Origin of the sequence: Pseudomonas sp. S06B 330 (assembly GCF_002845275.2) — a bacterium.
Classification (GTDB): domain Bacteria; phylum Pseudomonadota; class Gammaproteobacteria; order Pseudomonadales; family Pseudomonadaceae; genus Aquipseudomonas.
In genome coordinates, this window is the sequence record NZ_CP088149.1 from 3,126,221 (window position 1) to 3,143,895 (window position 17,675).

General features: G+C 60.7%; 16 protein-coding genes. 11 read left to right on the plus strand and 5 right to left on the minus strand.

The genetic code is table 11. The features are described from left to right. Positions 1-551: 551 nt before the first annotated feature. Complete coding sequence (locus CX511_RS13930; RefSeq protein WP_101291892.1) at positions 552-1,622, plus strand: 3-deoxy-7-phosphoheptulonate synthase; 1,071 nt, start codon at positions 552-554, stop codon at positions 1,620-1,622. A 71-nt stretch (positions 1,623-1,693) separates the two neighbouring features. On the opposite strand, the gene CX511_RS13935 is transcribed toward CX511_RS13930, so the two are convergent. Beyond that, entirely contained in the window at positions 1,694-3,049 is a 1,356-nt protein-coding gene (locus CX511_RS13935; RefSeq protein WP_220639146.1) for a hypothetical protein, read from the minus strand. A 174-nt stretch (positions 3,050-3,223) separates the two neighbouring features. After that, positions 3,224-4,498: a hypothetical protein gene (locus CX511_RS13940; RefSeq protein WP_220639147.1), complete on the minus strand. Its 1,275-nt coding sequence runs from the start codon at positions 4,496-4,498 to the stop codon at positions 3,224-3,226. A 255-nt stretch (positions 4,499-4,753) separates the two neighbouring features. Here CX511_RS13940 and CX511_RS13945 point away from each other — a divergent pair, with 255 nt between their 5' ends. From CX511_RS13945 to CX511_RS13990, 10 genes are all read left to right on the plus strand, one after another. After that, positions 4,754-5,035, plus strand: coding sequence for a peptidylprolyl isomerase (locus CX511_RS13945; RefSeq protein ID WP_045189301.1), 282 nt, complete (start codon positions 4,754-4,756; stop codon positions 5,033-5,035). A 9-nt stretch (positions 5,036-5,044) separates the two neighbouring features. Further along, a complete protein-coding gene (locus tag CX511_RS13950) occupies positions 5,045-6,910 on the plus strand; it encodes an extracellular solute-binding protein (RefSeq protein WP_101291844.1) in 1,866 nt (621 codons plus the stop codon). Next, positions 6,907-7,965, plus strand: a complete 1,059-nt coding sequence (locus tag CX511_RS13955) for a microcin C ABC transporter permease YejB (RefSeq protein WP_101291845.1) — start codon at positions 6,907-6,909, stop codon at positions 7,963-7,965. Before CX511_RS13950 ends, CX511_RS13955 begins: the two co-directional genes overlap by 4 nt. After that, entirely contained in the window at positions 7,965-8,987 is a 1,023-nt protein-coding gene (locus CX511_RS13960; protein ID WP_045189294.1) for an ABC transporter permease, read from the plus strand. Before CX511_RS13955 ends, CX511_RS13960 begins: the two co-directional genes overlap by 1 nt. A gap of 30 nt (positions 8,988-9,017) precedes the next feature. Next, complete coding sequence (locus CX511_RS13965; RefSeq protein ID WP_045189292.1) at positions 9,018-10,409, plus strand: sigma-54 interaction domain-containing protein; 1,392 nt, start codon at positions 9,018-9,020, stop codon at positions 10,407-10,409. A gap of 277 nt (positions 10,410-10,686) precedes the next feature. Further along, positions 10,687-12,078 (plus strand): GntP family permease, encoded by a 1,392-nt coding sequence (locus CX511_RS13970; RefSeq protein WP_045189290.1) that lies wholly within the window; start codon positions 10,687-10,689, stop codon positions 12,076-12,078. Positions 12,079-12,088: 10 nt separating this feature from the next. Further along, positions 12,089-12,859 (plus strand): 3-hydroxybutyrate dehydrogenase, encoded by a 771-nt coding sequence (gene hbdH / locus CX511_RS13975; RefSeq protein ID WP_101291846.1) that lies wholly within the window; start codon positions 12,089-12,091, stop codon positions 12,857-12,859. A 55-nt stretch (positions 12,860-12,914) separates the two neighbouring features. Continuing rightward, on the plus strand, positions 12,915-13,394 hold the full coding sequence (eco, locus tag CX511_RS13980) for a serine protease inhibitor ecotin (RefSeq protein ID WP_101291847.1): 480 nt from the start codon (positions 12,915-12,917) through the stop codon (positions 13,392-13,394). Positions 13,395-13,414: 20 nt separating this feature from the next. Further along, positions 13,415-15,376, plus strand: coding sequence for an acetoacetate--CoA ligase (locus CX511_RS13985; protein WP_101291848.1), 1,962 nt, complete (start codon positions 13,415-13,417; stop codon positions 15,374-15,376). Between the two features lie 35 nt (positions 15,377-15,411). Then, positions 15,412-15,687 (plus strand): peptidylprolyl isomerase, encoded by a 276-nt coding sequence (locus CX511_RS13990; RefSeq protein ID WP_038611202.1) that lies wholly within the window; start codon positions 15,412-15,414, stop codon positions 15,685-15,687. On the opposite strand, the gene CX511_RS13995 is transcribed toward CX511_RS13990, so the two are convergent. The 3 genes from CX511_RS13995 to CX511_RS14005 form a co-directional block, all read right to left on the minus strand. Next, a complete protein-coding gene (locus CX511_RS13995; RefSeq protein ID WP_045189281.1) occupies positions 15,684-15,944 on the minus strand; it encodes a DUF1652 domain-containing protein in 261 nt (86 codons plus the stop codon). The two genes, CX511_RS13990 and CX511_RS13995, sit on opposite strands and share 4 nt — an antisense overlap. 107 nt (positions 15,945-16,051) lie before the next feature. Beyond that, entirely contained in the window at positions 16,052-16,678 is a 627-nt protein-coding gene (locus CX511_RS14000) for a LysE family translocator (RefSeq protein ID WP_045189279.1), read from the minus strand. 270 nt (positions 16,679-16,948) lie between these two features. Beyond that, complete coding sequence (locus CX511_RS14005) at positions 16,949-17,644, minus strand: metallophosphoesterase (protein ID WP_045189276.1); 696 nt, start codon at positions 17,642-17,644, stop codon at positions 16,949-16,951. Positions 17,645-17,675 lie beyond the last annotated feature (31 nt).

Below are 17,675 nucleotides of genomic sequence, written 5' to 3' on the forward strand. Positions count from 1 at the left end.
CAGCACAAATCGTGCAGATGCAAATTAACCGTTGAAACCACAGCAATGCCTGAAGTAAGCTCGACCTCATCAACTGGAGAGTCCCATGTCGCCATCCACCCACACTCACGCTCACCCCGCAGGTCGCCCATCGCGCCCCCTGCTGGCTGTGGCCGAGTGCGCGACTGTTGCTCCTGCTGCGTTTTATTTTGGGTATTGGTTTAGCCACAGGCGCCGCTGATACCTACACCGGCGCCCACTTTCAAGGGGCCGCCGAACACGAGAATACTCAACCCCCGGTCGGCTCCCCGACCGGGGGTTTTGTTTTTCAGGCCCCACGACAACCGAACAGATAACGAGGATTTACCCCATGAACTACGCCACTTATTACCGTTACCCAAGCTTTACCGCCTGGCGATTTAGCCAATCCCGTTCGGGCCAGCCTGCCGCCTCCGACCGGTCCATCACAGGTGGCATCACCACACCGAATGCCAATCCGGCTCTTTGTCGAACACCTCGATAGGGCCGACCGCGCGGGACAGAACCCGCCGTCCGCCCAGGGAAAAATCGCCATGCAATCGTCTTCGCTCGCTCTGCCCCTGAGACAGTCTCAAGCGGCCAACAGCGCCGTCAGCCAACGTCTCCCCAGCCCGCACGCGCTCAAGCAGCAGCTGCCGCTGTCCAATGCCCTCACCCACCAGGTTGAACAGCACCGCCAGGCGGTACGCGCCATTCTTGAAGGCCGTGATCCACGCCTGCTGGTGATCGTCGGTCCCTGCTCAATCCACGACCCACGCTCCGCCCTGGAATACGCTGATCGACTCGCCGCCCTCAGCGAGCACGTCAGCGATCAACTGTTGCTGGTGATGCGCGCCTACGTCGAAAAGCCCCGCACGACGGTGGGCTGGAAAGGCCTGACCTACGATCCACACCTGGACGGCAGTGACGACATGCACGCCGGTATCGCCCTGTCCCGCGGCTTGATGCTAGGCATGCTCGAGCGCGGCCTGCCGATTGCCACCGAATTGCTGCAGCCGATGGCGGCTGGCTACTTCGACGACTTGCTGAGCTGGGCAGCGATTGGTGCGCGCACCACCGAGTCGCAGATTCACCGTGAGATGGTTAGCGGCCTGGGGCTGCCCGTGGGCTTCAAGAATGGCACCGACGGTGGTGTCGCGATTGCCTGCGACGCCATGCGCAGCGCCGCCCATGCTCACCGGCACTTCGGCATGGACAGCCAAGGCTACCCGGCGATTATCGAGACCCTGGGCAACCCGGATACTCACCTGGTTCTGCGCGGCGGCCATCAGGGACCGAACTACGATCAGGCCAGCATTGCCCACGCACGCCAAGGGTTGGCCAAGGCTGGATTGGCAGCGCGGATCATGGTCGATTGCAGCCACGCCAACAGCGCCAAGGATCCGCTGCGCCAGCCTGCAGTGTTCGAAGACGTATTGCGCCAGCGCCTGGCAGGCGACCGTTCGATTGTTGGCATGATGCTCGAAGGGCATCTGTTCGATGGCTGCCAGACACTGGGTAAGGCGCCGCTGCGCTACGGCGTGTCGATCACTGACGGCTGCCTGGGCTGGGAATCGACGCAACGCCTGTTGCGCCAGGCTGGCGAAACATTGGCGCGCCGCTAGAATCGATGCCCCTCAAAGGGTCAGGAGAGAACCTGGCCCGTGAGACTCAGCTCTTGTTCAACGCCGCACGCTCAGTCAACGCTCTGATCCTGCGGGGAGTAGGTGAAGATCTTCCCCCCGTCCGCAAGGGGTACAAGTTCCAGAACGGGCAGGTAGCGTTTGTCCGTGGACAGGTAATCACGCTGGAAGTTTTGTGCACCAGCCACCCCGTTGCCGCCTTGATTGGAAGTTGAGGTGTGGAAGAACGACTCAAGCGGCAGTTGCCCGCCGATGTTCTGTGGCCAGGCGGCGATCATCCACTCGTTCCAGCCAAGCCCGTCATTGAACCGGTTGTCGTTGCGTATTTCGGTATTGAGCTGTACACCCGTTACATTCGGCTCGATAGCACAACCCCGTGTAGGCGTTTGACTGTAAGCGGCGAACCACGTGTCAAACGTGTCCTTACCAGGCGTACATGAACCCCGAATGTTACACATGTCGGCGGCTCCTCCGGTGCCAGCATCGAAGGGGTACAGACAGCGCAAGGTCAGCGGATGGGCAACAGGCGCAGACATTGGGGCAACGACAAAACCCTGCGCTTTGTAGGTCCTACGTACGTGCTGATCAGCACGAAACCAGGAGAAGGACACACCATTGCCCCTGACAGAACTCGGGCTAGGGTCCCAGGCATGAAAGTTACCCACGTCGGTGGTACGTGCCAGCACTCCGCTGCAGTAGTAAGGCGGGCTATCATCGGCGCAGCTTGACGAGGCATCGGCAAAACGTGCGTTGAACCGCGCCGCTACGGTGTAACCGTAATAAAGCTGCTCCATCGAGTTGAAACCGAAGCGTGCTTGACCGTCTTCGCTTCTGGCATAGCGCAGTACCGGTAACCACTCCCCGGTGACGTCGAAGAACGCCCGTTGTGCGTTGTGCGCCCGAAGCAGTGCCGTGGGGTCGGCATAGTTGTAATACACCGCCTCGATGGCTACCCCGGCGGGCGCTTGATCGTTCCAGTTGTCAATCGCCACCTCCTGGCCACCTTCAGTGTGTTTGGCGCTGTAAGGTTTGCCTTGGCCAGTAGCACTGAAGCCATCCAGGAATACGTAACCCACCTTGCCCTGCGGCGCCACCTCAGGGGCGTCATCACGTAACCACAAGAACCTCTCCGCCCCCACCTGCTGCGCCTCGGCGCTGAGTTTCCAGAAGGTCGCCGGATTACCTGCCGCCACCGAGCGCACCAGCACACCGCTGCAGTAAAACTGTGGCTTGGCACCTGGGCACTCGGCCACCGTCCTGGTCAGGCGGAAGTTGAGCACTTGCGCCGTTTGCTCACCGGTCTGACGCAGCGGGATGCGCAGGCTGGACGTGTCCCTAGCCTGAACACTGGTTGTCAGGAGCAGTAACAACGATATGCAAAAAAAGATCGAACGCTTGACAGTCATCATGACAACCTACCGGGAGATAGCCTGGAGGCTCATTCAAAAGCGGATTGAGGCCAGGCCACAACTGGCAAAAATGTCAGGTGACAGCCATTAATCAACCACCATAGAGCCCGCCCAATAACAGCAATCCGCATGTCCATGGGGGACTGGGAAGAGCCCAGCGCGCATGCCTCGGGGCTAGTCAACATCCTGATCCTGCGGCGAGTAGGTGAAAACCTGTCCGTCTGTGGCGAGCGGATGCAGTGCAACAATGGGCAGGTAACGTCGGTCAATCTGCAGGTATTCTCGCTGGTAATAACGAGCACCGACTGGCCCGTTACCTGGGAGCGCAACCTTGTCGCTATGAAAAAACGCTTGTATAGGCAATTGGCCGCCGATGTCCTGGGGCCAGGTAGCGATGATCCACTCGTTCCACTGCGCAAGATCCACTTCTCCAGACTGGCGAATATCGCTGGAAAGCTTCACCCCTCCAATGTTCCCCTCCATGTAACAACTCGTATTGATACTCCCCGCATAGCGCGCCAACCATTGCTCGGCCGTGACAATGGTCGGAGCGCACGGTGGCTGGAAGTCACATTTATCGGCACGGTTGCTGGTTTTGGCATCAAAAGGGTACAAACAGCGCACGGATAATGGGTAAGACACAGGTGCAGCGATTTCATGCAGGACATAGCCCTGTGGCGTGTAGGTCCTGGTGTTACCCTGATCAGCGCGAAAGAAGTTGAAAGACACACCATTGCCCCTAATGGAATCATCGCTAGGATTCCAGGCATGGAAATCGCCAACACCCGTTGAGCGCACCAGCACACCGTTGCAAAAGTAAGCAGGACTGCCATCGGTGCAACTTGCCGACGTATCAGCAAAACGCGCATTGAGCCGCGCCGCTACGGTGTAGCCGTAATACAGCTGCTCCATCGAGTTGAAACCGAAGCGCACTTGACCGTCTTCGCTTCTGGCATAGCGCAGTACCGGTAACCACTCCCCGGTGACGTCGAAGAACGCCCGTTGTGCGTTGTGCGCCCGAAGCAGTGCCGTGGGGTCGGCATAGTTGTAATACACCGCCTCGATGGCTACCCCGGCGGGCGCTTGATCGTTCCAGTTGTCAATCGCCACCTCCTGGCCACCTTCAGTGTGTTTGGCGCTGTAAGGTTTGCCTTGGCCAGTAGCACTGAAGCCATCCAGGAATACGTAACCCACCTTGTCCTGCGGCGCCACCTCAGGGGCGTCATCACGTAACCACAAGAACCTCTCCGCCCCCACCTGCTGCGCCTCGGCGCTGAGTTTCCAGAAGGTCGCCGGATTACCTGCCGCCACCGAGCGCACCAGCACACCGCTGCAGTAAAACTGTGGCTTGGCACCCGGGCACTCGGCCACCGTCCTGGTCAGGCGGAAGTTGAGCACTTGCGCCGTTTGCTCGCCGGTCTGACGCAGCTGGGTGCGCAGGCTGGACATGTCCCTGGCCTGGGCACTGATTGCCAGGAGCAATAGCAATGACATCCAAAAAGGGCTTGTTCGCTTGAGTGCAATCATGACAGCTCGCCTACGGGATTAGCCTGGAGGCTCATTCAAGGGCGAATCGCGCTCAGGCCACAACTGGCAAAAATGTCAGGTGACAAACCTGCTTTTTGGCCGCTCATACCCAGGAAGCAGAAGCATTGCGCCGACAATTGCGCTAGGCTTGCCGTTCATTCATCAGGAGACTTCCCCATGGCAAAAGCCACTGCTCGCCACATCCTTGTCAGCAGCGAAGACAAGTGCAACGAACTCAAAGCACAGATCGAAGGCGGCGCCGATTTCGCTGAAGTTGCCAAAGCCAACTCCACCTGCCCATCCAGCCGTCAAGGTGGCGACCTGGGTTCGTTCGGTCCGGGTCAGATGGTCAAGGAGTTCGACACCGTGGTGTTCAGCGCACCACTGAACGTGGTGCAAGGCCCGGTCAAGACCCAGTTCGGCTACCACCTGCTGGAAGTGACCAGCCGCCAGGACTGAGTCCTGCCGATGCGGCATGCAGCGCTGACTCGCTGGGTGTTATCACCTGGCCTGCTGTTGGTCTGCTTGCTGCTCACGTGTCCGGGCCTGCGCGCCGCACCCGGACACGCCCTCACCGTCTATGGCGAAGCCCCGCGCTACCCCGCTACGTTCCAGCACTTCGAATACGCCAACCCCAACGCCCCCAAAGGCGGCAGCCTGCGCCGCTCGGCCCTCGAGATAGGCCAGTTCGACCATGTATTGCCCTATATCGACAAGGGCATCGGTGTGGCGGAGGTCGATGGCTGGTTGTATGCCCCGCTGGCCGTACGTTCCCAGGACGAGCCCTATACCGTTTATGGACTTGTCGCTCGCCAGCTTGAACGCGATCCTCAAGGACGTTGGCTGCGTTTTCACCTCGACCCCCGCGCACGTTTTGCCGATGGCCACCCCATTCGTGCCGAAGATGTGCGCTACACCTTCGAGCTGCTGATGCGCGAGGGCAACCTTAAGTACCGCACCCAGTTTGCCGATGTCGAACGAGTCGAGATCGAGGCCCCCCGGCAAATTCGCTTTCACTTCAAGAACAACCTCAACCGCACCCTGCCACTGGACCTGGCCACTCTGCCGGTGTTGCCCGAGCACTGGTGGAAAGACCGTGACTTTGCCAACGGCGGTGGCTTCGAAGCACCGCTGGGTAGCGGGCCGTACCGTATCGGACGTATCGATAATGGTCGCAGCATCACCTTTGAGCGCGACCCGAACTGGTGGGGACGGGACCTGCCGGTCAACCGCGGACGCTACAATTTCGACCACCTGCGCATCGAGTACTTCGGTGATACCGACGTCGCGCGCCAGGTGCTACGCGGTGGGGGCTTTGACTACAACCGCGAGTTCTCTGCCACCGGCTACTCGATCGGCTACAACAGCCCGGCGCTGGAAGACGGTCGCCTACAACGGGCTCATCTGGGCAAGGACGCCCCGCAAAGCGCCCAAGGGTTCGTCTTCAATTTGCAGCGGCCCGTGTTCAAGGACCGCCGCGTGCGCCAAGCGCTGGCCATGCTCTGGGATTTCGAGTGGAGCAACCGGCAGATGATGCGCAACCTGTACATCCGCCAGCAGAGTTTCTTTTCCAACAGCGCCCTCGCCGCCCGAGCCCTGCCCGACGCTGGCGAGCTGGCCCTGCTTGCCCCCCTGCGCGGCCACGTACCGGATGAGGTGTTCAACCAGGTCTTCGAAGCGCCGCGCACCGATGGCTCAGGGCTGATTCGCGACAAGCAATTGCAGGCCCTGGCGCTGCTGCAGGCGGCCGGCTGGAAACCTGCCGGAGATCAACTGGTCAATGGCCAGGGCGAGCCCCTGCGCTTTACCTTCCTCAACGGCCAGGCCGGCTTCGAGCGCCTGCTGTTGCCCTGGAAACGCAACCTGGCGCAGATCGGCATCACCCTCGAGATCCGCCGCATCGACGCCTCGCAATACGTCAACCGCCTCATGGCCCGCGACTACGACATGATCGTGACCGGCTACCCGGTTTCGCCCTCACCCGGCCTGGAGCTGTACAACTACTTCGGTTCGGTGGCCGCCAATGACCCGGGGTCGAACAACTACATGGCCCTGCAGGATCCGGCCGTAGACCGGCTGATCGATGGCCTGGTCAAGGCCAGCACCCAGGCCGACATGTTGCGCCATGCCCATGCCCTGGACCGGGTACTGCAGTGGAACTATTACTGGATCCCCAACTACTACCCACCGGGATCTTCCACGGTGTGGTGGAACCGTTTTGGCCTGCCCCAGGTGCAAGCGAGCAACGACGAAGGCCTGGACAGCTGGTGGGAAGTCAGCCCCACGGCGCTGACCAATGCGCAGATGGCTGAGCGCCTCAAGGAGCAGCCATGACCGCCTACATTCTGCGTCGACTGCTGCTGATCATTCCGACCCTGCTGATCATCTTGCTGGTCAATTTCATCATCGTCCAGGCCGCGCCTGGCGGCCCGGTGGAACAGGCCATCGCCCGTCTGCAGGGCATCGGCGCTGGGGCGCCGGGGGCCAGCGTGGAAACCGTGCACACCAGCTCTCGCGCCAGTCGCGGTCTGGACCCGAAACTGATTGAAGACATCAAACGTCAGTACGGCTTCGACAAATCGGCCCCTGAACGCCTGTGGCTGATGCTTGGGCAATACGCTCGTCTGGATTTTGGCAACAGCTTCTTTCGCGGCGCCAAAGTCACCGACCTGATCCTGGAGAAAATGCCGGTGACGCTATCGCTGGGCTTTTGGGCCACCTTGATCACTTACCTGGTATCAATCCCGCTGGGCATCCGCAAGGCCGTCCGCCACGGCTCAGCGTTTGACGCCTGGAGCAGCAGCCTGATCGTCATCGGTTACGCCTTACCCTCGTTCCTGTTTGCCTTGTTGCTGATCGTTTTATTCGCTGGGGGCACGTCGTTGAACTGGTTTCCGGTGCGTGGCCTGGTGTCGGAGAACTTTGACCAGCTCAGTGTGCTGGGCAAATTGGCGGATTACTTCTGGCACCTGGTGCTGCCCGTCGGCGCCTTGGTGATCGGCGGCTTTGCCACCTTGACCCTGCTGACCAAGAACGCTTTTCTCAATGAAATCACCCGCCAGTACGTCATTACCGCCCGGGCCAAGGGATTGAGCGAACGTCGGGTGTTGTACGGCCATGTGTTCCGTAACGCGATCCTGTTGGTGGTCGCTGGCATCCCCCAAGCCTTGATCAGCGTGTTTTTTGCCGGATCCCTGCTGATTGAAGTGATCTTCTCCCTCGACGGTCTGGGACGCATGAGTTATGAGGCCGCTGTGTCACGAGACTATCCGGTGGTGTTTGGTTCGCTGTTCATTTTTACTCTGTTTGGCCTGCTGATCCGCCTGGTGGGTGATCTGTGTTACACCCTGGTCGATCCGCGCATCGACTTTGCCACGAGGGCGCATTGATGTTCAGCCTATCGCCGCTCTCGCGCAGACGCCTGCAGCACTTTCGGCGCAATCGCCGAGGCTGGATTTCGCTCTGGCTGTTTGGCGTGCTGCTGGTGTTGAGCCTGTGCGCAGAACTGGTCGCCAACGACAAACCCCTGCTGATGGGCTATCAGGGGCAATTGTATTTCCCCGCCTTCAAGCGCTATACCGAGCAGGAATTCGGCGGGCAACTGCCGTTTCAGCCCGACTACCGTAGCCAATACGTACAGCAGTTGATCAAACATCAGGGCGGCTGGATGTTTTTCGCCCCGGTGCCCTTCAGCGCCGACACGCCCAACTATGACCTGCAGCAACCCACCCCTAGCCCACCGTCAGCGGTGAACTGGCTAGGGACTGACGACCAGGCCCGTGATGTCCTGGCGCGGGTGCTGTACGGCACACGGGTATCGATTCTGTTTGCCCTGGCGCTGACCTTGATCAGCACAGTGATAGGCATTGCCGCTGGTGCCTTGCAGGGCTACTACGGCGGTTGGGTCGACTTGATCGGACAGCGCGTTCTGGAGGTGTGGTCAGGCTTGCCGGTGCTGTACCTGCTGATCATCCTCAGTGGTTTTGTCGAGCCGAATTTTTGGTGGCTGCTGGGAATCATGGCGCTGTTTTCCTGGCTGGCCCTGGTGGATGTGGTGCGCGCTGAGTTCCTTCGCGGGCGCAACCTGGAATACGTCCAGGCCGCCCGGGCGCTGGGCCTGAGAGACAGTGGGGTAATCCTGCAGCACATCTTGCCCAACGCCATGAATGCCACGTTCACGTACTTGCCGTTCATTCTCACGGGTGCCATCACCACCCTCACCGCCCTGGACTTTCTCGGCTTCGGCATGCCTGCGGGCAGCGCGTCGTTGGGCGAGTTGGTCAACCAGGGCAAGCAGAACCTGCAGGCACCGTGGTTAGGGTTTACCGCGTTCTTTGCCCTGGCCTTGATCCTCTCACTGTTGGTGTTCATTGGCGATGCCTTGCGCGAAGCCTTCGATCCACGGGCATAATCACAGCCTTTGACCTTCAGGGAGCGGCCCATGCCTGCCAGTGACAGCCTCAAGGATTATCAGCAGGTGCGCCAGTTGGCGATCCGCTCGCTGTTCGAAATCATCGAGCAGTCCAGTGAAGGCACCCTCATCGTCGACCGCGATGCACGCATTGTCTGGATGAACCAGCGCTATGCCCGGCGCTTTGGCCTTGATGATGCCGCCAGTGTCATCGGCCAGCCCTGCGAGAGCGTGATCCCCGGCAGCCTGATGCGCGAGGTGGTGAGCAACGGTCGGCCGATCCTGCTGGACATGCTCGACACCCCCAAAGAGCCGCTGGTGGTCATGCGCTTACCTGTACATGACGGCGACGGGGCACTGATTGGCGCCATTGGTTTTGCCCTGTTTGATGAGCTGCGCAGCCTGTCACCGCTGCTCAAGCGCTACGCCAGTATGCAGCAGGAACTGGCGTCGACCCGCTCGCAGTTGCGCGCCCGTCAGGCCAAGTACAGCTTTGCCCAATTCATCGGCACCAGTGCTGCCAGCCTTGAGGCCAAGCGCCGTGCTCGGCGTGGCGCCAGTAGTGATTCGGCGGTGTTGCTGCTCGGCGAAACCGGCACCGGCAAAGAACTGCTGGCCCATGCGATTCACGCTGCCTCAGCGCGGGCGCACAAGGCGTTCGTCAGTATCAACAGCGCCGCCATCCCGGAAACCCTGCTGGAGGCCGAGTTCTTTGGCACCGCACCGGGAGCCTACACCGGCGCCGACCGCAAGGGGCGTGCGGGTAAGCTGCAGCTGGCGGAGGGCGGCACGCTATTTCTCGATGAAATCGGCGACATGCCGCTGCCGCTGCAGAGTAAATTGCTTCGGGTTTTACAGGAGAAGGAATACGAGCCCGTGGGCTCCAACCAGATGCTGCGCAGTGACGTCAGAATCATTGCCGCGACGTCCACCGACCTCACGGCGGCCATGGCCCGTGGCGAGTTTCGTGCCGACCTGTACTACCGCCTCAACGTACTGCCGATTCTAGTCCCCCCCTTGCGTGAGCGCCTGGAGGACCTGCCGGCGCTGAGCGAAGCCATTCTTGAAGAGCTGGGCAGCCAGCATGAGCTGGATGATGAAGCCCAGGCGCTACTGACCCGGCATGCCTGGCCGGGCAATATCCGCGAGCTGCGCAATGTGCTGGAGCGGGCGACGTTGCTGGCCGATCAGCAGCGTTTGGGGGCGCGTGACCTACACGCGGCATTGGGCACGCTGACACCGCTGCAGGTGCCGGCGCCGCAACTGAGTTATAAGCAGGCGTGTGCGGAATTTGAGCGCAAGCTGTTAAGCGAGACGCTCGCTCGCTGCGCCGGCAATGTGCCGCAAGCCGCACAGCAACTGGGCTTGGGGCGCTCGACGTTGTACAAAAAATTGGTCGCCTTGGGGATCACGTCTCAGTAGCGAAACTTGACTCTCAAAATAGAGACTAGCAGCGCCCTCTGTGGGAGCCGGCCTTGTCAGCGATGCAAGACAAAGTCCTGCCAGGCCTAGGGCTGCTGTACAGCCCATCGTCGGCAAGACCGGCTCCCACAATGGCAGTCTCGATACAGAGACACTGAATGTGATTTTTCTTTTCCAATAGATTTTTTTCTTTATATTTCAATTAGTTATAAACCTGGCACGATTCCCGCTATCTCCGGCAACCAACAAAAACAAGATGCACCCAAGGAGACACTCGATGAGTGTGATCATCGCCCTGGCGGCCCTCGCGCTGCTGATGCTGGCTGCTTACCGTGGTTATAGCGTTATCCTCTTCGCCCCCATCGCCGCCCTCGGCGCGGTGCTACTGACTGACCCGTCTGCCGTGGCCCCGGCCTTCACCGGCGTGTTCATGGAAAAGATGGTCGGCTTTATCAAGCTGTACTTTCCAGTGTTTCTGCTCGGCGCCGTGTTCGGCAAACTGATCGAGCTGTCCGGTTTCTCCCGCTCGATCGTTGCGGCTGCTATCCGTCTGCTCGGTACGCGTCAGGCCATGCTGGTGATCGTGCTGGTCTGCGCCTTGCTGACCTACGGTGGGGTTTCGCTGTTCGTGGTGGTCTTTGCGGTCTACCCGTTTGCCGCCGAGATGTTCCGCCAGAGTAATATCCCCAAGCGTCTGATCCCGGCGACCATCGCGCTGGGTGCGTTCTCGTTCACCATGGATGCCTTGCCTGGGACCCCACAGATCCAGAACATCATTCCCAGCACCTTCTTCAACACCACCGCCTGGGCTGCACCCTGGCTGGGCTTGATTGGTACGCTGTTCGTGTTCTGCACCGGCATGCTGTACCTGCAACGCCAGCGCAACAAGGCCCAGCGGGCAGGCGAAGGCTATGGTACGGACCTGCGCAACGAGCCGGAAACCGCCGCCGACCTGAAATTGCCCAACCCCTTGCTGGCGCTTTCGCCGCTGCTGCTGGTGGGGGTGATGAACCTGCTGTTCACCCACTGGATCCCAGCCTGGTACGGCAAGACCCACAGCCTCAGCCTGCCGGGCATGAGTACACCAGTACAGACCGACATCGCTAAATTGACGGCGATCTGGGCGGTCGAGGCGGCCTTGCTGTTGGGTATCTTGCTGGTGCTGATAGCCGGCTTTGGCGCGATCAAGAGTCGCCTGGCCGAAGGCAGCAAAAGCGCGGTCAGCGGCGCGTTGCTGGCGGCGATGAATACTGCCTCTGAGTATGGCTTCGGTGCGGTGATCGCCTCGTTGCCAGGCTTTCTGGTGCTGGCCGATGCCTTGCGCGCCATCCCCAATCCGCTGGTCAATGAAGCGATCACCGTGACCTTGCTGGCCGGCATCACCGGCTCTGCCTCTGGCGGCATGAGTATCGCCCTGGCGGCGATGTCCGACAGTTTCATCGCCGCCGCCAATGCTGCCAGCATTCCCCTTGAAGTCCTGCACCGGGTCGCGGCCATGGCCAGTGGTGGCATGGACACCTTGCCGCACAACGGCGCGGTGATCACCCTGTTGGCCGTCACTGGCCTGACCCACCGTGAAGCCTATAAAGATATTTTCGGTATTACCCTGATCAAGACCCTGGCAGTGTTTGTGGTCATCGCCACCTTCTACGCCACCGGCATCGTCTAAGGAGCAACCCATGCAACTCAACGGCAAAACAGCAGTGGTCACCGGATCCACCAGCGGCATCGGCCTGGGGATTGCCCACGTGTTGGCGCGCGCAGGCGCCAACCTGATTCTCAATGGTTTCGGCGATGCCAACCTGGCGATCGCCGAGGTGGCCCGACACGGCGGCAACGTCGGCCATCACCCGGCGGACCTGAGCGATGTATCGCAGTTCGAAGACCTGTTCGCCTATGCCGAACGCAAATTTGGCAGCGTCGACATCCTTGTCAATAACGCTGGCATCCAACATGTTGCCGCGGTTGAAGACTTCCCGGTGGAGCGCTGGGACTCAATCATCGCCATCAACCTCTCTGCCGTGTTCCATGGCACGCGTCTGGCGCTGCCTGGCATGCGTCAGCGCAATTGGGGCCGGATAATCAACATCGCTTCGGTGCATGGCCAGGTCGGTTCCACTGGCAAGGCCGCTTACGTGGCCGCCAAGCATGGCGTGGTCGGGCTGACCAAGGTGGTGGGCCTGGAAACCGCCACCAGCAACATCACCTGCAATGCCATTTGCCCGGGTTGGGTGCTGACCCCGCTGGTGCAAAAGCAGATCGATGATCGCGCTGCCAGCGGTATTGACGCCCAGCAAGCGCAGCACGACCTGCTCGCTGAGAAGCAACCTTCATTGGCCTTCGTCACTCCCGAACACCTCGGTGAGCTGGTATTGTTCCTTTGTAGCGAGGCTGGCAGTCAGGTTCGTGGTGCGGCCTGGAACATCGATGGCGGCTGGCTGGCCCAATGACGGGCAGCCCGGAATCTGGCTGCGGCATCGTCTTTTTTACCTGCAAGGAGGCCTTATGCGCCCAATCCCTTTCACTGCGTTGCTCACCCTGACCCTGGCTGTCGGTACTTCGGTACAGGCCGCCAGCCTCAAGGATGTCGCGCCCTACCCCGAGGCCGAAAAAGGCTTTACCCGCCAGGTTATCCATTTGCCGGAACAAGCCGACGAGTCGGCCTTCAAGCTGGAAGTCCTGGCTGGCAAAACACTGCAGGTCGACTGCAATCGTCAGCACCTGGGCGGCAGCCTGCAAGAGCAGACCCTGCAAGGCTGGGGCTACAGCTACTATCGCCTGGAAAAGGTCATGGGCCCGGCATCGACGCTGATGGCCTGCCCGGACAACACCAAGAAGGAAGCCTTCGTCCCTGTGGTCGGCGACGGCTTCTTGCTGCGCTATAACAGCAAGCTGCCGGTGGTGGTCTATGTGCCTGAAGGCGTCCAGGTGCGCTATCGCATCTGGTCGGCCTCAGAGGACGTGAAGCACGCTACAGTGGAATAAGACGTAAAGAGGAACGCGGCATGAACGAAGTGCTCTGGCGCCCAAGCAAGGCGCGCATTCAGGCCAGTCGTATGGATGCCTTTCGCCATGAGGTCAATCGCCGGTTCGATCTGCAACTTAGCGACTATGACTCATTGCACCGCTGGAGCATCGACCAGCGTGCCGCGTTCTGGAAAACCCTCGCTGACTATTTTGCGGTGTTCTGGCACCGGCCCGCCACCGCGGTGCTCGACGAGGGGCCGCAAATGCCCGATGCCCGCTGGTTCAGCGGCGCAACCTTGAACTTTGCCGAACATCTATTGCGTCGCCGTGATTCACACCCGGCTCTGATCGCGGTACGGGAAGACGGCGAACGGCAGGTCATCAGCCATGCTCAACTGGCCGCACAGGTCGCCGGCCTGCAGCGCAGTTTCCAGGCTGTCGGCATTGGCGTGGGCGATCGGGTGGCTGCCTGTATGCCCAATACCTGGCAAACCCTGGTGGCCATGCTTGCCTGCACCAGCCTTGGCGCCATCTGGTCGTGCTCCTCTCCTGAGTTCGGTACCCACGGCATCATCGACCGCTTCGGCCAAATCGAGCCCAAGCTGCTGATGGTTTGCGCAGGCTATCAGTACGCCGGTAACACCATCGATCAGGTCGACAAGATCAACGAGGTATTGGCCCGACTGCCGAGCCTTGAACAGCTGCTGGTGGTGCCCTACACCCGTACGCCTACCCGTAGCGATGAGTTCCACAGCAATGCCCACGTCAGCCTGTGGGACGACTTTTACCAAGCCGGTGGCGAACCGCAGTTCACCCCGCTGCCGTTTGACCACCCGCTGTACATTCTTTACTCCAGCGGCACCACCGGTGTACCCAAGTGCATCGTTCACAGTGCCGGCGGCGTGCTGCTGCAGCACCTCAAGGAACACGGCCTGCACAACGATCTAGGCCCCACTGACGTGTTGTTCTACTACACCACCTGCGGTTGGATGATGTGGAACTGGCTGGCCAGTGGCCTGGCCGTCGGCAGCACGCTGGTGCTGTATGACGGTTCGCCCTTGTACCCCGGCCCTGAGCGCTTGATCGATCTGATCGACAGCGAACAGATCAGCGCCTTTGGCACCAGCGCCAAGTACCTGGCGGCTCTGGAGCATGCTCATGTCCAACCACGCCTGAGCCATCGCCTGGATTCGCTCAAGCTGTTGCTGTCCACCGGCTCGCCGCTGTCGCCTGAGAGCTACGACTATGTGTACCGCGAATTCAAGGCGGACCTGTGCCTGGCCTCGATGTCGGGCGGCACCGATATCTGCTCGTGCTTCGTCATCGGCAACCCTGTGCTACCGGTGCGGCGCGGGCAGATCCAGTGCAAGAGCCTGGGCATGGCCGTGGAGGTCTGGGACGCGAACGGTCAGGCGCTGATCGGCGAGAAAGGTGAGCTGGTCTGCACTCGGCACTTTCCCGCCATGCCACTGGGTTTTTGGCACGATGCCCAAGGCAAACGCTTTCGCGCCGCTTATTTCAGTCAGTACCCCGGCGTCTGGGCACAGGGCGACTACGCCGAGCAGACACCTGAAGGCGGCATGCTGATCCATGGCCGCTCGGATGCCGTGCTCAATCCCGGCGGCGTGCGCATCGGCACGGCGGAGATCTACCGCCAGGTGGAGAAAATCGACGATGTGCTGGAGAGCGTTGCCATCGGCCAGCGCTGGCACAACGATGTACGCGTGGTGCTGTTCGTGCGCCTGCGCGAAGGGCTGCAACTGGATGACACATTGCAGGCGCAGATTCGCCAAGTGATCCGCAGCAACACCACGCCACGCCATGTGCCGGCGGTGATTGCGGCCGTTAGCGACATCCCGCGCACCATCAGCGGCAAGATCGTGGAGTTGGCGATTCGCAATGTGGTGCATGGGGAGCCGGTGAAAAACACCGACGCCCTGGCCAACCCTGAGGCCCTTGAGCAATTTCGCGACCGCCCGGAGCTGCGTGATCAGGCATAATATGCGGTTTTAGCGCGTGACGAAGGTACCTCACCATGAAAGCACAGGCCCGGCACATTCTGGTCAAGACGGCCGAAGAAGCCGAACAGCTCAAACAACGCATTGCCAAAGGCGAGGCGTTCGATGTGCTGGCCAAAAAGTATTCGACCTGCCCGTCAGGCAAGCGCGGCGGTGATTTGGGCGAGGTCCGCCCAGGGCAGATGGTAGGCGCCATCGACCAGGTGATTTTCAAAAAGCCGCTACGGGTGGTGCATGGCCCGATCAAGAGCAAGTTCGGTTATCACCTGGTCCAAGTCTTCTACCGTGATTAAAGGCTATCGCTGCGCTGACCGGCACGACGTTGACGCTGGTCGGCCAGGTCATTGCGCAAACCGACAATCAGGTTGGAGATCGCCCGGCTGCTGGTCAACTGCTCAGCACTGATGCCAGTCACCAACAGGTCGACCCGCTGGCAACTGCGATCGAACACCTTGACCGTCAGCGAGCGATCTGCTGCCAGGGTGCATTGGCAACGAGTGGGTAAAAAACTGCTTTCTATAATATTGCGCAACTCCAGGGTCGAGAGCATCGGTACATCTCCTTGGCAGGTGGCGGGACGCGGTTCCGTGTGCCCGTTCCAGCCCTAAGCCTAGGCCATCTCTCTGGTGCGCTCAGACCCTTTCTCTATAAGCACCTTCAGGCCCGGCGCGCGGCCAACAAACCGAGCCCGGCGCAACCGAGCAAAGTGGCGCTGACCCGGTTGAACAAACGCCGTGGCCCCGGCTGGTTGAACCAGCGTTGCAGATAGGCACCAAGCCAGGCATAGATGGCAATCGCCGCCCACTCCAGCAGCAGAAACAGGCCACCGAGCCAAGCGAACTGCTCGGACACCGGCATCGGGCTTGCGACCTGGACGAACTGCGGCAGGAACGCAGTGAAGATAAGGATCGCCTTGGGATTGCCTGCCGCCACCAGAAACTCCTGACGTGCCAGGCGCAAGGTGCCGGCCTGGCGCTCAACACTGACGCTCGCGCTAGCCACCGGCGCGCGCCACAGTTGCCAGGCGATGTAGAACAAATAAGCAGCGCCCAGCACCTTGATGGTCAGGAACAGGTACTCGCTGGTGTGCAGCACCACGGCAAGGCCCATGGCCGCCAGGACGATCATGCCAGCGAACGCCAACAACCGGCCGACACCGGCAACACAGGCAATACGCAGACCGTAGCGGCTGGCATTGTTCAACGACAACAGGTTGTTCGGGCCCGGCGCCATGTTCAGGGCGAAGCAGGCGGGTACGAACAGGGCGAGTAACGACAGGTCCATGAGGGCTCTCCTACAGCTTGAAGCGGTAGATTCAGTGCCAGTCCCCGTACGCGTCAAGGTACAGTTGAGCAGATAAACTGTGTTTTACCTGCCAACAATTGACTTCTACGCCGCAATCCACTTGCATGCGCCTTCTCCTTTGATTACCTCGAGACGCCTCATGGGCAGGGAGCATCAGACGCTAGCGTATCCGGCGACAGTTCTCGCGATGCTTGCCGTGGTTTGAGCGGCTATCGGGCAGCGTGCTGATCGTATTGGCGCTAGCGGTGATCATTCACGTGCTGTGGCGTTAACCAGGCTGAGGGTATCCAGTGCCAACAGGCTGAAATGGCCACGGGACCAGCCGCCAGTATCGATATGCCAGATGTTGCCCAACACCTTCGCCTGCTGCAGTGGCGTGTGGCCAACGATCAATGCCCGAAGGCCAGTGATCGGCCGCTGATCATCCACCTGCAGGCGGCGTCGTGACCATTGGCAGAATTCCTCAAGCTTGGGCGGCACTTCACCTTGCAGATGCGCGCACCACTCGGCCCAGCTGGCACAAGGGCAATCGGCGTGCAGCACACCGACAGGGCCATCCGCTGTCTCGATCTCCAAGGCCAACGGCATACGCGCAAAACGCTCGGCAAACCGTGATTGTTCACGTTCCGACAGGTCAAGGAACCAGCCTCCGCCCGCCGCGCGGTACTGCGCGTAATCCAGCCAGCCACCGCTGACATGGGTCACCGCCAGTGCCTCGTGGTTGCCCTGAACTGCATGGAACCAGGGCTGGTCCAGCCAGTCCAGCGCTTGCAGGCACTGCGGGCCACGGTCGACAAGATCACCGACGCTGAACAGCCGGTCCAGCGCCGGATTGAAATCAATCGCCAGCAACGCTGCCTGCAGGCGCTGAAAGTGCCCGTGGATATCGCCCACGGCATAATCGCGCCCCCGCGTATTGATGGTAAACCGCTCGATCCGACTCACACTGTGCTCCCCTCACCCACCGCCCCTAGCA

Coding starts and splice junctions, on each gene's coding strand:
- hbdH (WP_101291846.1), top strand. CDS start 12,089: ATGCAACTCAACGGCAAAACAGCAGTGGTCACCGGATCCACCAGCGGC.
- CX511_RS13995 (WP_045189281.1), bottom strand. CDS start 15,944: ATGCTCTCGACCCTGGAGTTGCGCAATATTATAGAAAGCAGTTTTTTA.
- CX511_RS13940 (WP_220639147.1), bottom strand. CDS start 4,498: ATGTCCAGCCTGCGCACCCAGCTGCGTCAGACCGGCGAGCAAACGGCG.
- CX511_RS13930 (WP_101291892.1), top strand. CDS start 552: ATGCAATCGTCTTCGCTCGCTCTGCCCCTGAGACAGTCTCAAGCGGCC.
- CX511_RS13960 (WP_045189294.1), top strand. CDS start 7,965: ATGTTCAGCCTATCGCCGCTCTCGCGCAGACGCCTGCAGCACTTTCGG.
- eco (WP_101291847.1), top strand. CDS start 12,915: ATGCGCCCAATCCCTTTCACTGCGTTGCTCACCCTGACCCTGGCTGTC.
- CX511_RS13970 (WP_045189290.1), top strand. CDS start 10,687: ATGAGTGTGATCATCGCCCTGGCGGCCCTCGCGCTGCTGATGCTGGCT.
- CX511_RS13990 (WP_038611202.1), top strand. CDS start 15,412: ATGAAAGCACAGGCCCGGCACATTCTGGTCAAGACGGCCGAAGAAGCC.
- CX511_RS13950 (WP_101291844.1), top strand. CDS start 5,045: ATGCGGCATGCAGCGCTGACTCGCTGGGTGTTATCACCTGGCCTGCTG.
- CX511_RS13945 (WP_045189301.1), top strand. CDS start 4,754: ATGGCAAAAGCCACTGCTCGCCACATCCTTGTCAGCAGCGAAGACAAG.
- CX511_RS13985 (WP_101291848.1), top strand. CDS start 13,415: ATGAACGAAGTGCTCTGGCGCCCAAGCAAGGCGCGCATTCAGGCCAGT.
- CX511_RS13955 (WP_101291845.1), top strand. CDS start 6,907: ATGACCGCCTACATTCTGCGTCGACTGCTGCTGATCATTCCGACCCTG.
- CX511_RS14000 (WP_045189279.1), bottom strand. CDS start 16,678: ATGGACCTGTCGTTACTCGCCCTGTTCGTACCCGCCTGCTTCGCCCTG.
- CX511_RS13965 (WP_045189292.1), top strand. CDS start 9,018: ATGCCTGCCAGTGACAGCCTCAAGGATTATCAGCAGGTGCGCCAGTTG.
- CX511_RS13935 (WP_220639146.1), bottom strand. CDS start 3,049: ATGATGACTGTCAAGCGTTCGATCTTTTTTTGCATATCGTTGTTACTG.